The organism is Pelagibacterium flavum, assembly GCF_025854335.1.
Classification (GTDB): Bacteria; Pseudomonadota; Alphaproteobacteria; order Rhizobiales; family Devosiaceae; genus Pelagibacterium; species Pelagibacterium flavum.
Genome location: NZ_CP107716.1, coordinates 1,833,808 through 1,857,418, shown reverse-complemented (window position 1 = coordinate 1,857,418; position 23,611 = coordinate 1,833,808). Strand labels below are relative to the sequence as shown.

21 protein-coding genes and 1 tRNA gene are annotated in these 23,611 nt (G+C 59.0%); 7 read left to right on the top strand and 15 right to left on the bottom strand.

Annotation, left to right across the window (positions count from 1 at the left end; all coding sequences use genetic code 11):
- Positions 1 to 4: 4 nt before the first annotated feature.
- The 9 genes from rplJ to OF122_RS09235 form a co-directional block, all read right to left on the bottom strand.
- Entirely contained in the window at positions 5 to 520 is a 516-nt protein-coding gene (gene rplJ, locus OF122_RS09275) for a 50S ribosomal protein L10 (protein ID WP_264227485.1), read from the bottom strand.
- 333 nt (positions 521 to 853) lie between these two features.
- On the bottom strand, positions 854 to 1,546 hold the full coding sequence (gene rplA / locus OF122_RS09270; protein ID WP_264227484.1) for a 50S ribosomal protein L1: 693 nt from the start codon (positions 1,544 to 1,546) through the stop codon (positions 854 to 856).
- A 6-nt stretch (positions 1,547 to 1,552) separates the two neighbouring features.
- Complete coding sequence (gene rplK / locus OF122_RS09265) at positions 1,553 to 1,981, bottom strand: 50S ribosomal protein L11 (RefSeq protein ID WP_264227483.1); 429 nt, start codon at positions 1,979 to 1,981, stop codon at positions 1,553 to 1,555.
- 127 nt (positions 1,982 to 2,108) lie between these two features.
- The gene (gene nusG, locus OF122_RS09260; RefSeq protein ID WP_264227482.1) at positions 2,109 to 2,639 is read right to left on the bottom strand and encodes a transcription termination/antitermination protein NusG; all 531 of its coding nucleotides are present in this window, start codon (positions 2,637 to 2,639) and stop codon (positions 2,109 to 2,111) included.
- A 35-nt stretch (positions 2,640 to 2,674) separates the two neighbouring features.
- Positions 2,675 to 2,869, bottom strand: coding sequence for a preprotein translocase subunit SecE (secE, locus tag OF122_RS09255; RefSeq protein WP_014130852.1), 195 nt, complete (start codon positions 2,867 to 2,869; stop codon positions 2,675 to 2,677).
- Positions 2,870 to 3,107: 238 nt separating this feature from the next.
- Positions 3,108 to 3,183, bottom strand: a tRNA-Trp gene (locus tag OF122_RS09250).
- A 118-nt stretch (positions 3,184 to 3,301) separates the two neighbouring features.
- Positions 3,302 to 4,492 (bottom strand): elongation factor Tu, encoded by a 1,191-nt coding sequence (gene tuf, locus OF122_RS09245; RefSeq protein WP_264227481.1) that lies wholly within the window; start codon positions 4,490 to 4,492, stop codon positions 3,302 to 3,304.
- A 171-nt stretch (positions 4,493 to 4,663) separates the two neighbouring features.
- Positions 4,664 to 5,935 (bottom strand): pilus assembly protein TadG-related protein, encoded by a 1,272-nt coding sequence (locus tag OF122_RS09240; RefSeq protein WP_264227480.1) that lies wholly within the window; start codon positions 5,933 to 5,935, stop codon positions 4,664 to 4,666.
- Positions 5,936 to 6,107: 172 nt separating this feature from the next.
- Positions 6,108 to 7,082, bottom strand: coding sequence for a class 1 fructose-bisphosphatase (locus tag OF122_RS09235; protein ID WP_264227479.1), 975 nt, complete (start codon positions 7,080 to 7,082; stop codon positions 6,108 to 6,110).
- Positions 7,083 to 7,293: 211 nt separating this feature from the next.
- Between OF122_RS09235 and OF122_RS09230 the strand changes: the two genes are divergently transcribed.
- The 5 genes from OF122_RS09230 (at position 7,294) to OF122_RS09210 (ending at position 14,218) form a co-directional block, all read left to right on the top strand.
- Entirely contained in the window at positions 7,294 to 9,126 is a 1,833-nt protein-coding gene (locus OF122_RS09230; protein WP_264227478.1) for an ATP-binding protein, read from the top strand.
- Entirely contained in the window at positions 9,119 to 10,480 is a 1,362-nt protein-coding gene (locus OF122_RS09225) for a sigma-54-dependent transcriptional regulator (RefSeq protein WP_264227477.1), read from the top strand. The genes OF122_RS09230 and OF122_RS09225 overlap by 8 nt, the downstream gene beginning before the upstream one ends.
- A 246-nt stretch (positions 10,481 to 10,726) precedes the next feature.
- Entirely contained in the window at positions 10,727 to 11,689 is a 963-nt protein-coding gene (locus tag OF122_RS09220) for a TAXI family TRAP transporter solute-binding subunit (protein ID WP_264227476.1), read from the top strand.
- A complete protein-coding gene (locus OF122_RS09215; RefSeq protein ID WP_264227475.1) occupies positions 11,676 to 12,185 on the top strand; it encodes a DUF1850 domain-containing protein in 510 nt (169 codons plus the stop codon). The genes OF122_RS09220 and OF122_RS09215 overlap by 14 nt, the downstream gene beginning before the upstream one ends.
- The gene (locus OF122_RS09210) at positions 12,179 to 14,218 is read left to right on the top strand and encodes a TRAP transporter permease (protein ID WP_264227474.1); all 2,040 of its coding nucleotides are present in this window, start codon (positions 12,179 to 12,181) and stop codon (positions 14,216 to 14,218) included. The genes OF122_RS09215 and OF122_RS09210 overlap by 7 nt, the downstream gene beginning before the upstream one ends.
- Positions 14,219 to 14,293: 75 nt before the next feature.
- Here OF122_RS09210 and acs read toward each other — a convergent pair whose 3' ends face one another.
- The 6 genes from acs to OF122_RS09180 form a co-directional block, all read right to left on the bottom strand.
- Positions 14,294 to 16,222 carry an acetate--CoA ligase gene (acs, locus tag OF122_RS09205; RefSeq protein ID WP_264227473.1) on the bottom strand — a complete coding sequence of 643 codons (1,929 nt, stop codon included), beginning with the start codon at positions 16,220 to 16,222 and terminating at the stop codon, positions 14,294 to 14,296.
- Positions 16,223 to 16,233: 11 nt separating this feature from the next.
- Positions 16,234 to 16,989: an ABC transporter ATP-binding protein gene (locus tag OF122_RS09200; RefSeq protein WP_408636321.1), complete on the bottom strand. Its 756-nt coding sequence runs from the start codon at positions 16,987 to 16,989 to the stop codon at positions 16,234 to 16,236.
- The gene (locus tag OF122_RS09195) at positions 16,989 to 17,756 is read right to left on the bottom strand and encodes an ABC transporter ATP-binding protein (RefSeq protein WP_264227472.1); all 768 of its coding nucleotides are present in this window, start codon (positions 17,754 to 17,756) and stop codon (positions 16,989 to 16,991) included. Before OF122_RS09195 ends, OF122_RS09200 begins: the two co-directional genes overlap by 1 nt.
- Before the next feature lie 10 nt (positions 17,757 to 17,766).
- A complete protein-coding gene (locus OF122_RS09190) occupies positions 17,767 to 18,918 on the bottom strand; it encodes a branched-chain amino acid ABC transporter permease (RefSeq protein ID WP_264227471.1) in 1,152 nt (383 codons plus the stop codon).
- A 1-nt stretch (position 18,919) separates the two neighbouring features.
- Complete coding sequence (locus OF122_RS09185) at positions 18,920 to 19,948, bottom strand: branched-chain amino acid ABC transporter permease (protein WP_264227470.1); 1,029 nt, start codon at positions 19,946 to 19,948, stop codon at positions 18,920 to 18,922.
- A gap of 72 nt (positions 19,949 to 20,020) precedes the next feature.
- A complete protein-coding gene (locus tag OF122_RS09180) occupies positions 20,021 to 21,373 on the bottom strand; it encodes a substrate-binding protein (RefSeq protein WP_264227469.1) in 1,353 nt (450 codons plus the stop codon).
- Positions 21,374 to 21,547: 174 nt separating this feature from the next.
- Here OF122_RS09180 and OF122_RS09175 point away from each other — a divergent pair, with 174 nt between their 5' ends.
- On the top strand, positions 21,548 to 23,128 hold the full coding sequence (locus tag OF122_RS09175) for a helix-turn-helix domain-containing protein (RefSeq protein ID WP_264227468.1): 1,581 nt from the start codon (positions 21,548 to 21,550) through the stop codon (positions 23,126 to 23,128).
- Between the two features lie 87 nt (positions 23,129 to 23,215).
- Positions 23,216 to 23,608, top strand: a complete 393-nt coding sequence (locus tag OF122_RS09170) for a response regulator transcription factor (RefSeq protein ID WP_264227467.1) — start codon at positions 23,216 to 23,218, stop codon at positions 23,606 to 23,608.
- Positions 23,609 to 23,611: the final 3 nt, after the last annotated feature.

Here is a 23,611-nt window from a genome sequence, read left to right as displayed (position 1 = left end):
CGCCTTATGCAGCGCCCTTTTCCGAATAAGCGGAGATAACGCGAGCGACAGAAGCGCCCGGTTCCTTGGCCAGACGTGCGATCTGGGCTGCAGGCTGCGTGAGCAGACCGGCGAGCTTGGCGCGCAGTTCGTCCAGCGAAGGCAGATCGGCCAGTGCCTTGACGCCATCGGCATCGAGTTCGGTCGAGCCCATCGCGCCGCCGAGAATCACGAACTTGGAATTCGTGTCAGCGAACTTCTTGGCAATACGAGGTGCCGTGATGGGATCTTCCGAATAGGCAAGAACCGTCGGGCCAGTAAGAAGGCCCGAGATATCCGCGGTTTCGGTTTCTTTAAGAGCGAGCTTGGCAAGGCGGTTCTTTGCGACCTTAACCTGTCCACCGGCCTGCTTCATCTGCACACGCAGCTTTTCGAAGTCAGACACCGACAGACCGGCATAGTGAGCGACGACAACCGCGCCCGAGCCGGCAAATGCCTGCTGGAGCGAGGAGACGACCTCAGCTTTTTCCGCTCTATCCACTGCTACTCTCCACGAGTTAGGCCCGATCCCACATGGATCGAACCCGTTGCAATAAGCTGCCCCAATATCGGAACAGCGGTGCAGTGCCTGTAAACCGGTTCAAGGGGCGCACCCCAAAAGCCGGTTCGGTTCAAACCAAAACGAGCGCATTTCTGCGAAAATCTCGTCCGGTCATCACCCCATCTATTGGTGGCCACCGGGAGCCCCCGGCAATTAGGATGGCAAGCCGCCATCACCACACAGTCTCGGACAGGACTTTACCCAAAAGGGATTTTGTCCCTTTTGGGCATCTCGGGCGGCCGGAACCGCCCGAAACTGGTTTCTTCTTCGGCCTTAGATGACCGACGAAGGATCGACATGGACGCCAGCGCCCATTGTCGAGGAAACGGCGACGCGCTTGACGTAGGTTCCCTTGGCGCCCGCAGGCTTTGCCTTGGAAACGGCGTCGGTCAGCGCCTTGATGTTTTCAACGAGCTGAGCTTCGGTGAACGAAGCCTTGCCCACACCGGCGTGAATGATACCGGCCTTTTCGACACGGAACTCCACGGCGCCGCCCTTGGCAGCCTTGACGGCTCCGGCGACATCGGGGGTCACGGTGCCGACCTTGGGGTTCGGCATCAAATTGCGCGGGCCCAGGATCTTGCCGAGGCGGCCAACGAGCGGCATCATGTCCGGGGTCGCAATGCAGCGATCGAAATTGATGTTGCCCTTCTGGATTTCCTCGGCCAGATCGTCTGCGCCAACGATATCCGCACCGGCCTTCTTGGCCTCTTCGGCCTTGGCGTCCTTGGCGAACACGGCGACGCGAACGGTCTTGCCCGTGCCGTTGGGCAGGTTGACGACGCCGCGGACCATCTGGTCGGCGTGGCGCGGGTCAACGCCCAGGTTCATCGCAACTTCAACGGTCTCGTCGAACTTTGCCGTGGCGCGTTCCTTGACCATCTTGATGGCCTCGTCGACGCCGTAGAGCTTCTTGCGGTCGATACCGTCACGAACCTGCTTTGTGCGCTTTGCGATCTTGGTCATGTCCGATTACCCCTCAACCTGAAGGCCCATGGAGCGGGCGGACCCGGCAACCATGCTCATTGCGGCTTCAACGGTATCCGCGTTGAGATCCTTCATCTTCTTTTCCGCGATATCGCGCAGCTGGTCCTGGGACAGGGTGCCGGCGCTATCGTGACCCGGGCGCTTGGAGCCCGACTTGAGATTGATCGCCTTCTTGATGAAGTAGGTGACCGGGGGCAGCTTCATTTCGAAGGTGAAGCTCTTGTCCGCAAAAGCGGTAATGACGACCGGGATCGGCGCGTTCTTTTCCATCTCCTGCGTGGCCGCATTGAAGGCCTTGCAGAATTCCATGATGTTCAGACCGCGCTGGCCGAGGGCCGGGCCGATCGGGGGCGACGGAGTCGCGGAGCCGGCAGGCACCTGCAACTTGATATAACCGATAATCTTTTTTGCCATACTGCGTTCCTTTCAATAGACCGCCAAAACGGCCATTTGGTGACGGCGTGGTCCGAGGCTTGACCGATGGATGGCAACCATCGCCCTCTCCCACACATCATTCGCCCTGTTGCCAGGGCGTAACCGATCAGACCTTTTCGACCTGACCGTATTCCAGCTCGACCGGCGTGGGCCGACCGAAAATCGAAACTTCCACCTTGAGGCGCGCGCGCTCTTCGTCGACTTCCTCGACGACGCCCGAAAAGCTCGCGAACGGACCGTCGGAAACCCGAACGTTCTCGCCGACCTCGAAAGAGACCGAAGGCTTGGGACGATCGACGCCCTCCTGCACCTGCTGGAGAATGCTCATCGCCTCGCGTTCCGAAATCGGCTGCGGCTTGTTGTCCGCGCCGAGGAACCCGGTGACCTTCGGGGTATTCTTGATGAGATGGAACGTCTCGTCAGTCAGTTCCATCTTGACCAGCACGTAGCCGGGAAAAAACTTGCGCTCGGCATCGACCTTGCGGCCGCGACGAACTTCCGTGACCTTCTCGGTCGGCACCAGAACGTCCTCGAAAAGATGCTCGAGGCCGTTGGAGACAACCTTCTGCCTGATGTCTTCTGCAACCTTGCGCTCGAAGTTCGAATACGCCTGAACAATGTACCAACGCTTGGCCATACTGCTTTTTTCGCTCCTGATCCCGCCGCTTCGCTTTAGCGAATGGACAGTATTAACCCGACAAAGAACTGGATGATCTGGTCGGCGGCCAGAAAGAACAGGCTCGCGAAGATCACCATGACCAGAACCATCGCAGTCGAGATCAGCGTCTCGTTCCGGGTTGGCCAGACAACCTTGCCGACCTCCGAACGCACCTGCTGAAAAAACGTAAAAGGATTAGTCCGGGCCATATACCGCTCGATACCTGGTGTTAAATCTGGGGCTTAAGTCCATAAGCAATTGCCGCGCGAGTCGCATCGCACGGCCAAGAAGGGCCTATTTAGTCTCTGGAACGCTTCAAGGCAAGACCTTGCGACCATCTTTTTTGGCCGCTGCGAACAGGCGCGAAAACCGTGTCCATTGGGCGTGGGCGCCGGGTACACCGAGTGTACAATGGGCGTCAGACGACCTTTTCCCGCAAAGAAGGACTGGCAGGGGCGGAGGGACTCGAACCCACGGCCCTCGGTTTTGGAGACCGATGCTCTACCAACTGAGCTACACCCCTGTGCCGTGCCATGGTCTAGTCGAGTTGGTTTTCCAGCGCAAGAGCCTGTTGCAATCACAAGGCAAAAAGAAAGGGCGACCCGAGGGCCGCCCTTGAAATTCAATGAAAATCGAAGCGCTTAAGCGACGATTTTGGAGACGACGCCGGCGCCGACGGTGCGGCCGCCTTCACGGATGGCGAAGCGGAGCTTTTCTTCCATCGCGATCGGAACGATCAGTTCCACGTTCATTTCCACATTGTCGCCAGGCATCACCATCTCGGTGCCTTCGTTCAGCGTCACCACACCGGTCACGTCCGTCGTCCGGAAATAGAACTGCGGGCGGTAGTTGGTGAAGAACGGCGTATGACGGCCACCTTCTTCCTTGGTCAGGATGTAGGCTTCAGCAACGAACTTGGTGTGCGGGGTCACCGAACCGGGCTTGCACAGAACCTGACCACGCTCGACCTGCGTACGGTCGATACCACGGATCAGAGCGCCGATGTTGTCGCCCGCTTCACCCGAATCGAGCAGCTTGCGGAACATTTCAACGCCGGTAACGGTCGTCTTGAGCGTCGGCTTGATGCCAACGATCTCGACTTCCTCGCCAACCTTGACGATGCCGCGCTCCACGCGACCGGTCACAACCGTGCCACGACCCGAGATCGAGAAGACGTCTTCGACCGGCATCAGGAACGGCTGGTCCTTCGGACGCTCGGGCTGCGGAATGTAGTCGTCGACGGTCTTCATCAGCTCGAGAACCGCGTCGTGACCGATTTCCGGACGCTTGTCTTCAAGCGCCATCAGGGCCGAACCCTTGGTGATCGGAATGTCGTCACCGGGGAATTCGTACGAGCTCAGAAGTTCGCGAACTTCAAGCTCGACCAGCTCGAGCAGCTCTTCGTCGTCGACCTGGTCGACCTTGTTCAAAAAAACCACAAGCGCCGGCACGCCAACCTGACGGGCAAGCAGGATGTGCTCGCGGGTCTGCGGCATCGGGCCGTCGGCAGCCGAAACAACAAGGATCGCGCCGTCCATCTGGGCCGCACCGGTGATCATGTTCTTCACATAGTCAGCGTGGCCGGGGCAGTCGACATGCGCATAGTGACGCTTTTCGGTCTCGTATTCGACGTGCGCCGTCGAAATCGTGATCCCGCGAGCCTTTTCTTCAGGCGCCTTGTCGATCTGGTCGTAAGCAGAGAACGTCGCCCCGCCAGTCTCCGCCAGAACCTTCGTGATCGCTGCTGTCAACGACGTCTTGCCATGGTCAACGTGACCAATAGTGCCGATGTTGCAGTGCGGCTTGTTACGGCTAAATTTTTCCTTGCCCATTGCTCACAACCGTTAATCAAGAGTTAGAACTGCGGGGGCGTTTACCCGGTTGGGCGCTGAGAGACAAGTGGTTTTTCTGCTTCGAACATCAACGCCTGCCCCGGCACCCGCCCACAGCAAAAAGGAACGGTCGAAAACCGTCCCTTCCGCTGTTCGTAACAATAGCCAAGGTCAGTAGATCAGGCGCGCATTCCGCTCGCCCACCGTTTCAAAGGTCGGGCATTTGATGATGATGCGAATATCGTCATAGTCCCGGTCGGTCCAAGCAATATGCTGCCAGTTGCTGGAGGTACCCGACAGCCCAGGGGGCCGATCTTCCCAGCCATAGTACATATACTTTCCCTCATTACCATCGCAACTCCCAGTGGCCCGCTGTGGTGTGCGATTGGTACCCTCAGGGATAACGCCGCCCTGGCTTGCCGGGCGACAGTCTTCGATCGTGTCACAAAGAACAGTCTCGAGAATATTGACCGTCTGTCCCGCCGGGACATAGGGCTCTGGACCCTGGAGTCCAGCGTATTGCTCGGTGGTGCTTCCCAACGTGAAAAAGGTATCGGTGTAATAGTTGAAGCGGCCCGTCTTCTTGTCTCCACCGTTGTTGGGCGCTGCGCCGGTGTCCCAGTACTGCTGCTGCGTACGAGCGAAACGGACGTTCTCCAACCGAAAGCTCAGGAAAGAGCCTTGCGCACAGTCGGGCCACATATACTCGTATTCGCGGTCGTTGGTGTTGGCACCTTCCGATATACGCCACGGGCCCTGCTCTACCCCATCCAATCCAAGAGGGTTCGACGTGGCTATGCTGTTATAAATCGAAACCAGACCCGGTGTGGTCGGAGGTGAATCGAAATCGGCAAGAAACTCCGAACCGCCGTTGTCGGCTACCGGCACCATGCGCGTCCGACGCGGCAAATCCGGGTCATTTTCCGGGCGATTCGGCCAAAAGCAATACATCCAGAGCCGGTTAAAATCGCCGGCCTCGGGATCAAGTAATGAAGTGTCAGGCGGCTCTCGAACTTCTTTAACGTCAGAAAACCGCACGGTCGCCGATACTGAGACAAGTTGGGTGTCCGGAACCCCGGGCAGGATACTCATGAACGCGAGTGGCACCAGTGCAGAAGCAGTTACCTCAAGGTCGTAGTCGCTGATCCGGTCTGGTGTGAGAATGACGTTTTGCGCCCAGCTGCCCTGATACTCACGATCGATTTCAGCTAACGCTACAGATTCAACGAGCCCCCATTTTGTCTGCCAGGTCTCATCCTCTTCCACGAAAGCGCTCAAGGCGGCCGAATCGACCTGATTTTGCAGAAATTCTCTTACATGCTGAAGGCGTACGTAATCGACGGCCCATCCGGCCATCGCGATGAACGGTATTGCCATAACGGCGAAAATCACGGCCACGACGCCATCTTCGCGCCGGACCAAGTCCCACAAACTGCGTCCCATGCCCGTTCGTCCATCTCCGGCGCCTTTGGCGCCCAATAAACCGCACGATTGCGACCGGCATTGCCGGTTCTACGTAGATCACACAGTATCGGAATGGATTTTCAGTAAACTTACGCCGTTTCAGCAAAACTGCATGAAAGGGTTTACTGGGCGTTAAGCAACTGAGCCCAGTTCAATAGAACGATTTCGCGCGTTCGACCTCACCGCGCGAACCGATGATGATTCCAATCCGTTGATGCAGGTTCGAAGGCTCGAGGTCGAGAAGACGCTCCGTCCCTGTACTTGAGGCACCACCAGCCGCTTCGACGATCATGCTCATGGGATTGGCTTCATAAAGTAGGCGCAGTCGTCCCCCCTTGCCTTTGGTGTCCTCATCCTCGGGATAGAGAAAGACTCCTCCCCGGCACAATATGCGATGTAGATCGGCGACCATCGCTGCGCACCAGCGCATGTTGTAGCTCTTGCCGAACGGGCCGGACTTTCCGGCAAGGCAGGCGTCGATGAAGGCGCGGGTCGGCGCATACCAACGCGTTTGGCGCGATGCATTTATGGCGAACTCGGCCGCCTCTTGAGGGATTTCCACCTTGTCCCGAACCACAACGAATTCAGCACTTGCCTCGTCCAGGCTGAACACTGTTACCGCCTGCCCTGTCGTCAGCACCAGAAGTGTAGCGGGGCCATACAGGGCGTAGCCCGCGGCAATCTGCTTTTTCCCCGGCTGCAATACATCTGCAGTCGTGATCCCTGAACTCTTGCGCAGGTCGAGCACGGAAAAGATGGACCCCACCGCGCCGTTGATTTCGAGATTGGACGAACCGTCAAGCGGATCGAAAACCAACGCATGGCGCGCATTGCCCGCTCCAGCCACCAGTTCTATGTCGTCCAGTTCCTCCGATACCATGGCAGCCAGAACCCCGCTGGCCTCTCCCCGCCTCAGAAAAATATCGTTGGCGACGACGTCGAGCTTTTTCTGCACTTCCCCTTGCACATTTATTGCCTGCGCAGCCCCTGTGTCACCGGCCGTCGAGGCTACGCGCAGCGCGACCGAAATCTCGATAGCGCAGTCGGCGACCATCCCGAAAATGCCCCCTACAGCCGCATCGAACCTGCTTTCCGCGATCCAGGTTTCAAGAGTTTTGCGTGCCACGTGCCATCTCCAAAGGGGGTTTCCAGTCCTGCTTATGCTGCAGGGCCGCGGGCGTCCAGACCAACCAAAGTCCTAACTGCCGCAACTGGGAAAATTCCTGGCTTGGCGTCCTCACGACCTGCCGATCCTCGCACGCGAGCGCACGTATTGGTGCCCTGCCGCCGTTTAAGGGCTAGGCAGGCGGTTCTGCCGCCGCTAACCTTCAAAGGGGATGAGGAAAGACAGGCTGCGCCAATATGTACAGATCGCGCTGGCAGCGCTGGTGGTCGTCACCAGCGCCATGGGAGCCCGCGTCTTCTGGGAACAATCGGCGCTTAACGCCGCGCGATCCACCGGGGAAACGCGCGCCGAACTCGTCGCGCAGACGATAAGCGACACCATTGCCCAAAATACCCATTTTCCATTGGTGCTCGCACTCGATCCGGACGTGCAGGCCGTCCTTGGCGGATCGTCGGACCCGGACGCCATAGATGTTCTAAATCGCAAGCTCGAGACAATCGAAGCGTCGGGCAGCCCGGCAGCGCTCTACGTCATGAAACCTGATGGTCACACGATCGCAGCCAGCAACTGGAATACCGAGGGCAGCTTTGTCGGCCAATACTACGGCTTCCGATCCTATTTTACCCAGGCCATAGCCGGTGGCGAGGGCACCTATTTCGGCATTGGCGTTACGACCGGCAGAGCGGGCTATTTCATTGCCCGCGCAGTCGGCGGAGATAGGCCGACCGGGGTCACCGTCGCCAAGATCGAATTCGATGACCTCGAAGCAATCTGGGCCCGAGCCGCGGAACACATAATGGTGACAGATGAGAACGACATCATCTTCCTCGCCAGCCGTCCCGACTGGAAATACCGCTCGCTCGCACCGGTGGACGAAACCGCCATCACCAGAATCCAGAGCACCCAGCAATATGCGGGCACTGAAATCGAACAATTGCGGATCGAAGAGCACTCGTCCGACGGTGGTCAGGTCTGGATCGAAGGTCTTCCCGCCAATGGGAGTTTTTTACGCCAGACGGTTCACATTCCCGAGCTGGGCTGGACGGTAAACCAACTTACGGATCTCTCGAGCGTCGCCGATGCAAGTCGCGACGGAACCATGATCGGCGCAACGGGCTCGGCCTTGGTGATCGCCATCCTGTTTTACCTCGCCCAGCGCCAGCGGAGCTTTGCCATGGAACGGACCGCCAGGGCCGAACTCGAACAGCGCGTTGCGGAGCGCACCAGCGCGCTTCGTGAGGTCAACGAGACCCTGCATATCGAGGTGGAGGAGCGCCGGCGAACTGAACGCGAACTGCGCAGCGCGCAGAACGATCTGATACAGGCGGGAAAGCTCGCCGCGCTTGGGCAGATGTCTGCTGCCATAGCGCACGAGATCAACCAGCCCCTTACCGCCATGCGCACCTATATTGCCACCACACGGGTCTTTGCGCCTCTCGGCGACACCGGTGCCGTCCTCGACAATCTCGAAAAGGTGGACAATCTGGCTGTGCGCATGGGGCGAATTACCTCCCACCTCAAATCGTTCGCGCGCAAGGAAGGCATGGGCCCGGCTGAAGTGATTTCGGTGGATCGTGCCGTCCAGAAGGCGCTCGACCTTGTTGACGTTCAACTGCAGACAGAGGCCATCACAATACGAACATCGATTATCCCAGCCTTTACGCTGGGAAACGACGTCCGGCTCGAACAGGTCGTCATCAATCTGGTCCGTAACGCCATCGACGCTGTGTCCGAAACGCCCGATCCGATTGTCGAGCTCTCCATGCGTGCCGCTGGCGAACGCATCTTCATCGAGGTCCGTGACAACGGTCCCGGCTTCGACCTGGCCATACTGGAAACGCTGTTCGACCCCTTCGTCACCACCAAGTCGTCCGGGGCCGGTCTGGGTTTGGGCCTGACGATCTCCTACGAGATCATTCGCGAGTTCGGTGGCTCGCTCAGAGCTGCAAACCGTCCTGATGGCGGCGCTGTCCTGACTATCGAACTCCTTGCGGCAAACCAAGCATCGCCGGCACTGCAAAGCGAGGTGGCAGGCAATGGCTGAACGGCAGACCGTCGTTTTCGTCGATGACGAAGAGCCAATGCGCCATGCGGTGCAGCAATGGCTCGGGGTCGCCGGACATGATGCGCAGAGCTTCGGATCGGCCCAATCCGCGCTCGAACATATTTCAGCGGGCCTCAACGGTATCGTCCTCACAGATTTGCGCATGCCATCCATGGATGGCATGGCTCTGTTGCGCCGCATCCTGGAAATCGATCCGGACATCCCCGTGATCCTCATGACCGGTCAGGGCGACATTGAAAGCGCTGTCGAGGCGATGCGTATCGGTGCATATGATTTCATCGAAAAGCCCTTCGATCCCGAACGCCTGGCTCAGACCGTACGCCGCGCAACCGAGAAACGTCGCCTTGTACTGGAAAACCGGTATCTGGCAGCGGCAGCACCGGCCGACACGTTGCGCAACAGGATTCTGGGCACCTCGCGCGAAATCGAGCGCCTTCGCGAAGCAGTATCAGAAATCGCGGCAACCGACGTCAGCGTCGTGCTCTATGGGGAAACCGGATCGGGCAAGGATCTCGTGGCTCGATGTCTTCATGATCTGGGTCGACGCGCGAAGGGCAATTACGTGGCCGTCAATTGCTCCGCCATTCCCGATACTATGGTGGAAACTGAAATGTTCGGGCACGAAGCCGGTGCCTTTACTGGCGCCGCCGGCCGCCGGATCGGCAAGATCGAGCACGCAAGCGGGGGCAGCCTTCTGCTCGATGAAGTTGAATCGATGCCTTTGGCAATGCAGGCCAAGCTCTTGAGAGCATTACAGGAACGCGTCATCGAACGACTTGGCTCCAACACATCCGTTCCCGTCGATTTCCGGACAATTGCGGCGACAAAGCGCGATCTGAAGGCCGAAAGCGCCACGGGAGCCTTCCGTTCCGATCTTTATTTCCGTCTCTCTGTTGTCGAGCTCAACATCCCGCCCCTGCGCGACCGCAGAGATGACATCCCACTTCTTTTCGAGTTTTTCGCGGCAGAGGCGGCCCGCAGCCACAATCGCGAGACCCGGCCCCTTAAAGGAGCCACACTCGACGCCCTGATGCGGCATGACTGGCCGGGCAATGTGCGTGAGTTGCGCAATGTTGCCGAGCGGCACGCGCTGGGTCTTAGCAGTTTTGCGGCCGCCGATAACAGCCGGCCCATAGATCTCGCGGACGTCATGCCTCTCGCCCAGCAACTCGAGGCCTATGAACGTCGCATCATCGAGCGCGCCCTTGCCGATAGCGGCGGCCGCATCAGCGAAGTGATCGAAAAACTTGGCGTACCCCGGAGAACCCTCAACGAAAAAATGACGAGGCTCGGCATCAGGAGACGCGAGGCCGACGATCAATATGGGCAATAAGTTGCGCAAAATCGCTGGCCATCGGCAATTTCTTGCCGATCGCGTTGAATCAAAATGACCACTCGAATCTGTAAGAACCTGAAATGAAAGGATTTATCGCGCCAGGCACATTATCGCGCCGTTGGCACAGCGATTGCAATAAATACCTCGCCGGCCATGCAGAGGAAGCGTGGCTGGTGTAGCGACCGGGATCCCGGCGCTAGAGAGGAACCATGCAGTCCCTTTGGCTGCAATTGGGAGGAAACAATGAAACTTCTGACAGCCTGCGCCATAATCGGCGCGCTGGCGGTGAACGCACCCGCGTTTGCCCAACAGCAACTTTCCATCGCAACCGGCGGAACCGGTGGCGCCTACTATCCGATCGGCGGTGGTCTGGCCGAACTGGTCACCGAAAATCTCGAAGGCTACAGCGCCGTTGCCGAAGTCACTGGCGCGTCGGTGGAAAACATGGCGCTGGTCCATCAGGGTGCGGCCGACTTTGCCATCGCGCTCGGAGACACCGTTGCCCAGGCCTATACCGGCACCGGCGCATTCGATGGTCGTCAGGTCGATATCCTGTCGCTTGGCGCCCTCTATCCCAACGCCGTGCAGATCGTCGTCCCTGCAGATTCCGACATCCAAGGGCTGTCCGACCTCGTTGGAAAGCGGGTTTCGGTCGGCGCACCCGGCTCGGGTACCGAACTCAACGCCCAGGCCATCCTCGATGCCAACGGCATCACTTATGAGGACCTTGCCGCAGCCCAGCGTCTCAACTTCAACGAAACAGCAGATGCCCTGCGCGACGGCGATATTGATGCAGGCATCTGGAGCGTCGGCCCTCCGACCTCCTCGATCATGTCTCTGGCCGTGGCCCGCGAAATTCGCCTGATTCCATTGAGCGAAGAAGAAGTCGCGGCAGCCAAGGATGTCGAGCCGATCTTTGCCGATTACGTTCTTCCGGCCAACAGCTACGAGGGTGTTGATACCGAAACACCTACGGTCGGCATCCCCAACGCACTGGTGGTCAGCGCCAGCATGGATGAAGAACTGGCCTATCAGGTAACCAAGCTGCTCCATGAGCAGGTCGACTACCTGCGGGCAATCCACCCGGCGGCCAACGACACGACGATCGAGTTTGCACTGGGCGCAACCCCGATTCCGCTGCATCCCGGGGCGATCCGCTACTACGAGGAAGCCGGAGCGGACATTCCCGAAAATGCCCGGCCCTAAGGGCAAGATGGGTGGGGCGAGCCTGGTGCTCGCCCTGATCCTTTCAACCGTAGCGCTGTCCGACGAGAACGATGGTCTGGTGCTGGAAGTTCTCCTGGAAAACGGCCAAACCATCTTTCAGGAACCGGTCGCCGAGGGTACGCGGTGGTGCATTTTCTGGAATCATTCGGTCCAGCACTTTCTCGTCCGGGACTGCTTTGTCGCGAGCGAAGGGCAGATGCTACTCGAAAGATCCCATCAACCCGATTTTGCAGCAGGGCTGGGCCATATTCCTGGCCGCGGCACGATGGTTTCGGCACCTGAGGGCGGCTACTGGATCGAGAACATAAACGAGCCCGTACCCAATAATTGCCTGCGCCTGCGTGTAGGGGCGCCCGGAGTCGACCACCGGATCATTGTCAATCAACGAGACGAGAACCTGTCTGCCATAGCGCCACGTGAGGCCGTGCGCATCGTCCTGAATGGCTCAGGACACGAGGGAGAAAATTCATGCTGAAATCGATCTTCCAGCAACAGGGCACGCTGACCCCGGACATACCGCCTCCGACCAGTTCCGTGGTGGAGCGCCCCTGGCCCATCCGTCTGGCGGTCATCATTCTGTCAGTCGCCCTGGTGCTGTTTCAGCTCTACACAGCGGGCATAAATCCGCTCGGTCTCTTCTACCAACGATCCATCCATCTTGGCTTCATCCTGACGATCGCCTTTCTGGTGTTCCCGGTCGCCGGCCCGCACCGCAAGCAAGGTCCGGTAGGAGCCCTGATCGATACCGTATTTTTCGCGCTCGCAATCGTATCGGGCTTTTATATCGCCGTCTTTCTCAACGACATAATCGACCGCGCAGGCTTTTGGAGTTCGACCGACGTTACAGTGGGTGTGATCGCGGTTATCACCCTCCTCGAGGCCAGCCGGCGTGTGGTCGGTAAAGGCATCACCATCATCGGCATCGTTTTCATCCTTTACGCAATGGCGGGACCAAACGGGCCCTTGCCGTGGCTGGGCGACATCATACCGGGAATTCTCAGCCACCGGGGCTACCCCATCGACCGCCTGGCAGCACAACTCTATCTCGGACAGGAAGGGATTTTCGGCCTCCCGCTCGGCGTGGCCGCGACCTACGTCTTCATTTTCGTGCTATTTGGTGCCGTGCTCGAAGTCACCGGAGCGGGTCACTTCTTCATCGAGCTTGCCTACGCCGCGACCGGACGCCGTCGGGGCGGCCCGGCCAAGGCTGCGGTCGTTGCATCGACGGCCATGGGATCGATCTCGGGTTCGACCATTGCCAATGTGGTCACCACCGGCCCCTTCACCATCCCGCTGATGAAGCGGCTCGGATACAAACCCGCGCAGGCAGGGGGCATCGAAGCCGCCGCTTCAACAGGCGGGCAGATAACCCCGCCCCTGATGGGCGCCGGAGCCTTCCTGATCGCTGAATACACAGGTGTCCCCTACCTCCACATCGTTCTGGTATCGATATTTCCGGCGTTCCTCTATTTCCTGACGGTGTATCTTTTCGTCCATATCATCGCCATTAAGCAGAACATGAAGGGCATGTCGGCGAGCGAATTGCCCTCCGTACGCGAGGTGATGAAAAACGGCTGGCACTTCATGGTGCCCCTCGCGACCCTGATGTATCTGTTGGTCCTCGGCATTTCTCCGATGCGGGTCGGCTTCTGGGCCGTTATTTCGGTGCTGATCGTCGCCATCCTCAAGGGAAGCTATGACTGGCTCCGGTTCGCACCGCGGGAGGACGGAACCAAACGCCCCTCGATTGGCGAAGCTCTCAAGCTCGGCGGTCTTAAGCTGGTTGAGGCCTGTGAGGTCGGCGCCCGCAACGCGCTGACGGTCACGATCGCCTGCGCCATCGGCGGAATAATCGTTGGCATTATTGGCCTCACCGGCCTGGGCCTGAAATTCACTTCCATGATGCTCGCGTTCTCCGGCGGGTACGTGCTGCTGGCCCTCTTGCTGGTGCTTGTCGCCAGCTTGATCCTTGGCTTCGGCTTGCCCGTCACCGCCGCCTATATCGTGATCATCATCCTGGTCGGGCCAGCCCTCAACCAGGAATTCGGCATTCCGCTGCTGATCGTGCATCTTGTGGTGTTCTGGTATTCCCAGGATTCCAACGTCACACCACCGGTCGCCCTCGCCGGTTTTGCAGCGGCAGCAATAGCGCGAAGCGGGCCGATGGAGACCAGCATCCAGGCGTGGAAGTTTGCCAAGGGCCTCTACATCATTCCCATGTTCATGGTGTTTAACCCAGAAATCATCATAGGCGGGCCGCTGCCCATAGTGCTTTGGAACGGCGCGTTGGCGCTTGCTGGCACAGTGGCGTTTGTCGCCGTACTCGAGGGCTTCTTCCAAACCCGAATGCATATCGTCTTGCGGGTGGTGCTCTGTCTTGCCGCCATTGGTTGTCTGTCGCCATATCCGGCCGCTGAAATTGCCGGGTTCTTTGGCTGCGTTGCAATCCTGGGGCATAACGCCTGGCTTGCCTGGCGCAACGACCGAGCCAATCTTCAGCCCGCATGAAAAAGCCCCGGCAACCGCCGGGGCCCGGTCTCCTCTTGAAACGCCCGCCGCTGGTAACGCCGTCGGCGGGTGTTTCTATCGGTTCAGGCGATTGTCTATGAGATTATCGACGACCGCAGGATCGGCGAGCGTCGAGGTATCACCCAGAGCACCGAAGTCGTTTTCCGCGATCTTTCGCAGAATACGACGCATGATCTTGCCGGAGCGGGTCTTGGGAAGTCCCGGCGCAAACTGGATGCAATCGGGAGAAGCGATCGGCCCGATTTCCTTGCGAACCCAGTTGCGCAGTTCGACCAGGAGATCGTCGCTCTCTTGTTCTCCCGACATCAGCGTAACGTAGCAATAAATCCCCTGCCCCTTGATTTCGTGCGGGTAGCCGACAACCGCGGCCTCGGAGACCTTCGGGTGAGCAACCAGAGCGCTCTCGATCTCGGCTGTACCCAATCGGTGGCCGGAGACATTGAGCACGTCGTCAACGCGCCCGGTGATCCAGTAATAGCCGTCCTCATCGCGCCGAACGCCATCGCCGGTGAAATAGAGGCCCTTATAGGTCGAAAAATAGGTCTCGACGAACCTCGCATGGTCGCCCCATATGGTACGCGCCTGCCCCGGCCAGCTGTCGGCTATCGCCAAAACCCCTTCCGCCTTGGTCTCCTCTATCACCTGGCCTTCAGGCGTCAGAACAAGCGGATCGACGCCGAAGAACGGCTTGGTCGCGGAACCTGGCTTGGTCGGGATCACGCCGGGAAGCGGCATGATCATCGACGCGCCGGTTTCCGTCTGCCACCAGGTATCGACGATTTCGCATCGGCCTCGACCGACATGCTTGTGATACCACTGCCACGCTTCGGGATTGATCGGCTCGCCCACCGTTCCGATGAGACGCAAGGATGAAAGGTCGGCCTTTTCGACGTGCTCGACGCCAGCGCCCATGAGCGCACGAATGGCCGTCGGAGCCGTATAGAAGATGTTGACCTTGTGCCGGTCGACCACCTGCCAGAAGCGCGATGGGTCGGGCCAGTTGGGAACGCCTTCAAACATCAGCGAGGTGACGCCGTTGGCCAGAGGTCCATAAACGATATAGCTGTGTCCTGTCACCCAACCGACATCGGCCGAACACCAGTAAACATCATCGGGCCGCGGATCGAAAATCATCTCATGGGTCAGAGAGGCCCAGACAAGATAGCCGCCAGTGGTGTGCAAGACGCCCTTGGGCTTGCCGGTCGAGCCCGACGTATAAAGGATGAACAGCGGATCCTCGGCCTTCATTGGCTCTGGAGCACAGAACGGCTCCACTCCGGCGGCTGCCTCATGCCACCAGACATCACGGCTGCCTTTCATGGCGACGGCGGCTCCGGTATTTTCCACCACCAAAACCTTGGAAACGCCCGGACAATCTTCCAGTGCCTTGTCGACATTGGCCTTGAGCGGAACAGCCTTGCCACCGCGCCGTCCCTCGTCGGCCGTAACCACTATGCTCGAATCCGCGTCATTGATCCGCCCCGCCAGAGCGTCGGGCGAGAACCCGGCAAAAACGACCGAATGTGGCGCTCCGATGCGGGCACAGGCCAGCATCGCATAGGTCGCTGCCGGTATCATCGGCAGGTAGATGGTGACCCGATCACCCTTTTTGACACCCAGATCCTTGAGCACATTGGCAAACCGGCAGACTTCGTCGTGCAATTGCCGGAAGCTGATGTGTTGGGCACGATCTGTCGGACTGTCCGGCTCCCAGATCAGCGCCGTTTTGTCGCCATTGGTCGCAAGGTGCCGATCAATGCAGTTGGCTGAAACGTTGAGAACCCCGTCCTCGAACCATTTGATGGAGACGTCCGGGTAGGCAAAGGTGGTGTTCTTGATTCTGGTGTAGGGCTCGATCCAGTCCAGCCGTCGTCCCTGCTCTGCCCAGAAAGCCTCAGGGTTAGATAGCGATGCTGCGTATTTTTCTTCAAAACTCTCCGGCGTGAGCCGGGTATGCCGTGCCACGGGAGCTTGGCTGTTCATTGTCCATCCTCCTAAATGGCGAGGTATTCTTGCCGCAACTCGGCATTTTCGAGCACTTCGCGAGCTGTCCCGGCGAACGCCACCTCTCCGGTGTCGAGGATAACGGCCCGGTCGGCCAGTTTGAGTGCCGCGACCGCATTCTGCTCCACAATGATCGTGGTGATGCCCAGATCCTTGATCTCGTGCAGGATTGTTTCGATTTCCTGGACGATAACCGGTGCAAGCCCCTCATAGGGTTCGTCGAGCAACAAGAGCTTGAGATCTCGGGCCAGAGCCCTGGCAATGGCAAGCATCTGCTGCTCGCCGCCAGAGAGCGTCGTGCCCTCCTGCCGGCGGCGTTCGGCAAGCCGGGGAAAATGACCGTAAATGCGGTCAAGGTCCCATCCAGTGCCCGGCGCCACCTGGGCAAGGGCCAGATTTTCCTCGACCGACAACCCTTGAATGATGCGGCGGTCCTCCGGAACGAGTTGGATTCCGGATCGAGCCGCTTCAAAGGCCTTCATGCCATGCACCGGCTGGCCGTCGAGCCAGATTTCCCCCTGGTGCAAGCTGGGATTGTCGAGCCGTGCAATGGTGCGCAGGGTCGAAGTTTTACCCGCGCCATTGCGCCCCAATAGCGCAAGAATCTTGCCGTGAGGCACCTCGAAGCTCACCCCCTGCACGATGTAGCTCTCGCCGTAATAGGCGTGGACGTCCTGCACGGACAGAAACGGTGCATCGGCCTGAGCCGTCGCTTCCGGCTGCATGTTTGTCGAGACGGCGTTCATTAATGCGCTCCTCCCAGATAGGCTTCCTGTACGCGCGGATCGCCACGCACGTCCTCGGGCAGGCCCTCGGCGATGATCCGCCCGCCGGCCAGCACCGAGATCTTGTCAGCAAGCGAAAAAACCACATGCATATCGTGCTCGATGATCACCTTGGTCATGCCGCGGCTCTTGATCTTTTTGAGCAGCTCGATTGTGGTGTTGGTGTCATGACGGCTCATCCCGGCCGTCGGCTCGTCCAGTAGCAAAAGCCGGGGCTTCTGGATCAGGCACATCGCCAGCTCCAGCCGGCGTTTGTCGCCGCGCGACAGAGAACCCGCGTGAATGCCGCGCCGGTCAATCAACCCGACATCTTCCAGCATAGCTTCGGCTTCCTCGCGCAAAGCTGTCTCTCGTTCGAAAGGCTTGGCCAGATTGATCTTGAATGCACCGTCGCGTCGGGCAAAGGCAGGCGTCATGACATTCTGAAGCACGGAAAGGTCGGAAAAGATTTCCGGAGTTTGAAAGACGCGGCAGACGCCGAGCTGATTGATCTGGTGGGGCTGCTTGCCAGTCAGCACCGTGCCATCAAAGACCACAGCGCCGCTGGTGGGCGGGATGCGTCCGATGATGACATTGAGCAGGGTTGATTTGCCCGCCCCGTTCGGCCCGATGATCGCATGCGTCTTGCCCTCCTCGACCTGCAGGTCGATGTCGGCGAGAGCATGCAGACCACCGAAGTTCTTGTGCACATCGGCGACATGCAGAACGACATTCTTATTGGCTTCCATGACCAACCTCCTATTCCGCTGCCGATGTGCTGAGTTTGGCTTGCGTCTCTTCGTGCTTGCGGCCGTTGCCGACCAGCGAGCGGATACGCCGAACGCCTTCCATGATACCGCCCGGAAGGAAGACGACGACCAGTACGAACACCAGTCCCTCCGTGAGCTTCCAGCCTTCGCCCACGAATTTCGACGCCACGGTGACCGCGAAGTCCTGAATACCGTCGGGCATCCAGTCGAAATAGAACTGGAGGATGCGATCATTGTAGGCCGAGAATATATTTTCCATGAATTTGATGAGCCATGCCCCGATGACCGGCCCGATCAATGTGCCGACGCCACCAAGGATGGTCATCAAGACAACCTCGCCCGAAGCTGTCCACTGCATGCGTTCGGCACCGGCCAGCGGATCGGTTACCGCCAGAAGACCGCCGGCCAGGCCAGCGTACATGCCGGAAATAACGAAGGCCGCCAGCGTGTAGGGACGCGTGTTTACCCCCATGTAGGATAGACGTGTCTGGTTGGATTTGACCGCCCGCAGCATCATTCCAAATGGAGAAGTGAATATCTTCTGGGCGATAAAGAACACCACGAGCAGGATCACGGCGCAGAGATAAAAGCCCCCCATGCCCCCCAGAGCATTGCCCAAAAGACTCGGAGAGGGGATGGTCGACGAGGTGCCAACAGCAAAGAGGTTATCGAGTACGCGCGGGTCAGAGCCAGCTAGCTGCAGGGCCGTCTCGCCATTAGTGATTGGCGTCAGCACCGAATAGGCAAGGTTGTAGCTCATCTGGGCGAACGCCAGGGTCAGGATCGAAAAGTAGATTCCCGAGCGGCGCAATGACACAAAGCCAATGACCAATGCAAAGACCCCAGCCATGACGATGGCGAAGATCAACGCCGGAATGGCGTCCATCGACAACAGCTTGAACGACCAAACCGCCGTGTAGGAACCGACACCCAGAAAGGCCGCATGGCCGAAGCTGAGATATCCTGTGAGACCGAAGAGGACATTGAAGCCTACCGCAAAGATCGCAAAGATCGTGAATTGCTGCATGAGCCCCGGATACGCCGCCCCTAACGGCTGCAGCCAGACCGGCATGGTGAGAACCACCAGCGAGAAGACCGCAAGGGTGATGTATTCGTTCTTGGGAAGTCGAAAGAAATCCATCTCAGGCCTCCATCACGCCGCGCCGGCCAAGCAGGCCACGGGGACGAACAAGCAGAATGATCACGGCAACCGCGTAAATGATGATCTGGTCGATACCCGGAATTAGAGCCTTGATGGCCGTCATCGAGGCAAAGGACTGCAGGATCCCCAGCAGGAAACCGGCAGCGACCGCACCGGGCAGCGACCCCATGCCGCCAACCACGACGACGACAAACGAGAGCACCAGGAAATCCATGCCAAGATTGTAGTTGGGTGGCAGCAGGGGCGTGTACATGGCGCCTGCCAGGCCTGCCACCACCGCCGCCAGGCCAAACATGATCGTAAAGCGGCGATCGATATTGATCCCGAGCAAACCCACGGTTTCCCTGTCAGCCATGCCCGCACGAACCACCATGCCGAAGGTCGTGAAGCGCAAGAATGCGAACACAGCGGCCAGGACGGCGAGCGAAAAGCCAAGATAGACCAGCCGCCAAAGCGGGTATGTCACCGCACCAGCCTGCATTCCGAACAGCGCGCCGACATCGGTGGCGCCGCGCAGATCGGAAGGGATCGGTTGCGGCCACGGATTGGGACCGAAAAACGCCTTGACCACTTCCTGAAGAACGATGGCTAGGCCGAACGTCACCAGAATCTGTTCGGCGTGGGGACGTTTGTAAAAATGCTTGATCAGCCCGCGCTCCATCGCCACGCCGATGATCAGCATGACGGGGATGGCTAGAAGGATCGAAAACGGTACTGAATAATCAACGAGCACCGCGCCGAAATCGCCGAACCACATCTCGGCCATCGGCGTGCGGACTTCGAGAGGCGAGCCCCAGGGCGAAAGCTGGGTTTCGTCGATCGTGACGCTTTCCATCGTAATAAGCGCACGGAACGTGACCGCGCAGAATGCGCCAAGCATGAACAGCGCGCCATGAGCGAAATTGACGACACCCAAAGTGCCGAAAACCAGAGTGAGGCCCAAGGCGATCAGGGCGTAAGCGCCGCCCTTGTCCAGCCCGTTGAGCAATTGCGCGAGAATCGCATCCATCGATTTGGCTCCAGATGTAGGTTTGTCCGGCCACCGCGGCGGCCGGACATGCAAACAACCGTCAGTTCGGCGTCAGCACATTTGCGGGTCGGACGGGCCCAGGTCGCCGCCGAAGATCGCCGGGTCGTAGGTCACACTGTCGCGCGACGCGGTATTGACCACCTCGAGCAGATCGAACTCGTTGGAAGGCTGTTCCTTGCCCTGAACGACCAGAACGTCCTTGAAGCACTGGTGATCGGAACCACGATAGAGCGTGGGGCCATTTCCCATGCCGTCGAATTCGAAATCTTCGAGCGCGGCAATAACTTCGGGCGGATAGAAGGTCCCTGCCCGCTCCACGGCGTCGCCATAAAGCAGTGTCTGAACGTAGGCAGTGTGCGCGGCCTGGCTGGGGGGTGACCCGTATTTGGCTCCAAACGAAGCGGTAAAGGCTTTCGAGCCTTCATCCTGCATGCTCCAGTACCAGTTCGACGTGCCGTAAACGCCCTGCATCGCTGAGCCGGCACCAGCCGCCATGAGATCGGAGACCAGCGGCAGGACAAGCTGGAAATCCTGGCCGTTGGCCTGACGGTCGCGAAGACCGAACTGGGTGGCCTGAGTCAACGAATTGATGCCGTCAAAGCCATAGTGATTGAGGATCAGAACGTCGGCGCCCGAATTGAGAACCGGTGTAATGTATTGGCTGAAATCGCCGGCACCCACCGGCGTCCGAACCGTTTCCACAGTTTCCCAACCGAGCGCTTCGGTCGCGGCGATCATCGATTCTTCCTGGGTCCAGCCCCAGGTGTAGTCAGCCGTCAGGTGATAGGCCCGGCGATTGTTGCCATAGGCCGCGCCCAGTTGCGGACCGAGACCGACGCCGGACTGGTAGGCATTGAAGAAATGGCGGAAGCCATATCTGCGCTTGTCCTTGCCCGTAGTGTCGTTGGAATGAGTCAATGCCGCCATGAAGATGATCCCCATGTCCTGGCAAAGGCTTTGCACGGCGATGGCCACGCCCGAAGACGAGCCGCCGGTGATCATCACAGCGCCATCGCGTTCGATCATGCGGCGGGCCGATTCACGAGCCGGGTCAGACTGGGTCTGGGTGTCGCCGGTGACATATTCAACGCGCTTGCCCAAAACGCCATTTCCGGTCAGCGTTTTGGACGAAAAATGCGGGATCAGACCTCCGTCGCCCTCGCCATTGAGATGTTCTACCGCCAGTTGGTAGGCCTTAAGTTCATCAGCCCCTTCGTCAGCATAGGCACCGGTTTGGGGTACGTTGAACCCGAGAGTTACCGTATCACCGGTCGGCGCGTTGCAAAATTCCTGCGCCCAAGCCCCCTTGGACAAGATGAGGGGCGAAACCCCCGTCGCCAGGATGCCCGCCATACCCGTCTTGACGACGCGACGACGGCTGATTCCGCGTTTCAAATCGCTCATTAATCTCCTCCTTTGGTGCGGCGGGCCATACCTCCATATGTCCCAAATCCACCGCCAGAGTATCGATTGCCGTTAATACAAGGGCAATATGCTATTGTAATTAATAGGAATTCTTGTAAAGCTTTGACTGATTTCGGCGTACATAGTGTCAAGTAGTTGACAGGCGAGGGCTGTATGCGGGCGCCAATCGGGCTTCGAATAAGTACAAGACGCAAGAATTTGGGGCTTTCTCAGGCGGCCCTGGCACGCAATGTTGAAATCTCGCCCAGCTACCTCAATCTGATAGAGGCCAACAAACGCCAGGTTGGCGGCACCCTGCTCCAGCGCATAGCTGCCCAGCTCGATATCTCTATTGACGAGCTCACGGGTGAGGCAGAACACCGACTCATTCACGAACTGGTTGAGACTTTCGCCGACCCTGCTATCGCCGATGTCGGGCTTGGTATGGAGACGGCCCGCAGTCTTGTCGCAACACAACCCGACATCGCCCGCGTCATCGCCAAGCTTTATCGAGCCTACGTGGCCGCCTCCGCCAGCGCAGACGCCTATGCCAACAGGTTGAGGGCCGATCCGCTGCTCAGTCAGCTTTTGCACCAGGTCCTATCGGGTATTACGGCGGTACGATCCTCGGCCGAAATCCTTGAAGATGTGGAGGATTTGAGTGGTGCGGACCGGGCGCGGTTCGTTGGCTCGATCTCGCGCGAAACGCGCAGCTTGTCGGCAGTCGCACAAAACCTGATCGGACAATTCGACCATGCCAGCACTGTCAGCAAATCCGCATCTGTACGCCGCGAACTCGACGATATGATTTTCGCCGCACGCAATTATTTTCCAGCGCTCGAGCAGCGCGGAGCCGAGATTGCCCGGGACATGCAGGAGTCCGGCGCCCTGGGAGAAGCGGCAATAGCTCATCTCCTGGAAACGGTCCATGGCGTCCGCGTCGAGCGAAATGCCAGACCAAACTCTGGGCGGGCCTTCGGTCATGATGCCGAGCGTGGAGTTTTATGGTTCCGCAACACGGTGCCGCAATCGACCAGGCAGTTTCAGATGGTTCGCCTCATTTCCGAACTGACCAGCGACAGCGCGCTGACCGAAGCGGTCAAAGTTCCCCACCTTTCTTCGCCAACGGCTCGTCACCTCGCCCGAAACTATCTCGCTTCCTACATCGCCGGCGCGGCCCTGTTTCCCTACGACCAATTTCTCAACGATGCCGAAAACCTGCGCTATGACGTCGAGGCTCTTAGCGAACGCTACAATGCCAGCTTTGAGCAGATAGCCCACCGGCTTGTAACGCTGCGAGCGGAGGGCGCAGAAGGTGTACCTTTTGGCTTCCTGCGTTCCGATCCGGCCGGACGCCTGACCAAGCACTTTCCACTGCCGGGCCTGTTGCTGCCGCACACAGGCCATGCATGCCCCCTGTGGGCGCTCTACGCAGCGTTTCGATCTTCCGGCCAACTCGTAAGACAAGTGGTGCGGTTTTCGGACGGCTCGCGGTTTTTGTTCGTGGCCAAGGCGGTCTCTCGCCGTGCATCCGGGTTTGCCGATCAAGCCCTTCCCCATTCGATCCTTTTGGTGACCGATATCCTTCACGCCGATCGTACCGTTTATGCGGACGGCTTGGACCTGGGCGATTCCGATGCCGACGTCCCCGTAGGACCGACCTGCCGGCTCTGCACGCGAACGGACTGCATCAGCCGCGAAGAGGCACCTTTTGCTCCCGGCGATGAGCCCACATTGACCACGGTCCGATCCTAACCGCCAATCAGAGGGACTTGGCGAATGGCGGAAATTGCGGTTATGTGAATGTGAGTCTCGAGGAGGAAGGGGCTCGGAGGGGGAGTTTTGGCGATCGATATTCTCATTGCAGAAGACGAGCCGAGTATACTTGAAGCACTTGATTTCGTTCTGAAAAGAGCGGGATGGACGATCAGCGCCGTCACGGATGGCGAGGCTGTCATGGACGCCGTCCGGCGTTACCGTCCCCGTGTTTTGGTTCTCGATATCATGTTGCCCAAGCGCAGCGGGTTTGAAGTTCTCAAACAAATTCGCGCCGACCGGACCACCGCGGACTTGCCTGTTCTTGTCCTGACCGCAAAAGGCCAGCAGCAAGATCGGCGGATTGCCGAAGAACTCGGCGCCAGCAAGTTTGTTACCAAGCCCTATTCCAATGCCGATGTTGTCGACGCGGTACGCAGCTTGCTTGGCGCGCCCGCGGATGACCGGCAGCCCAGTTGAAGT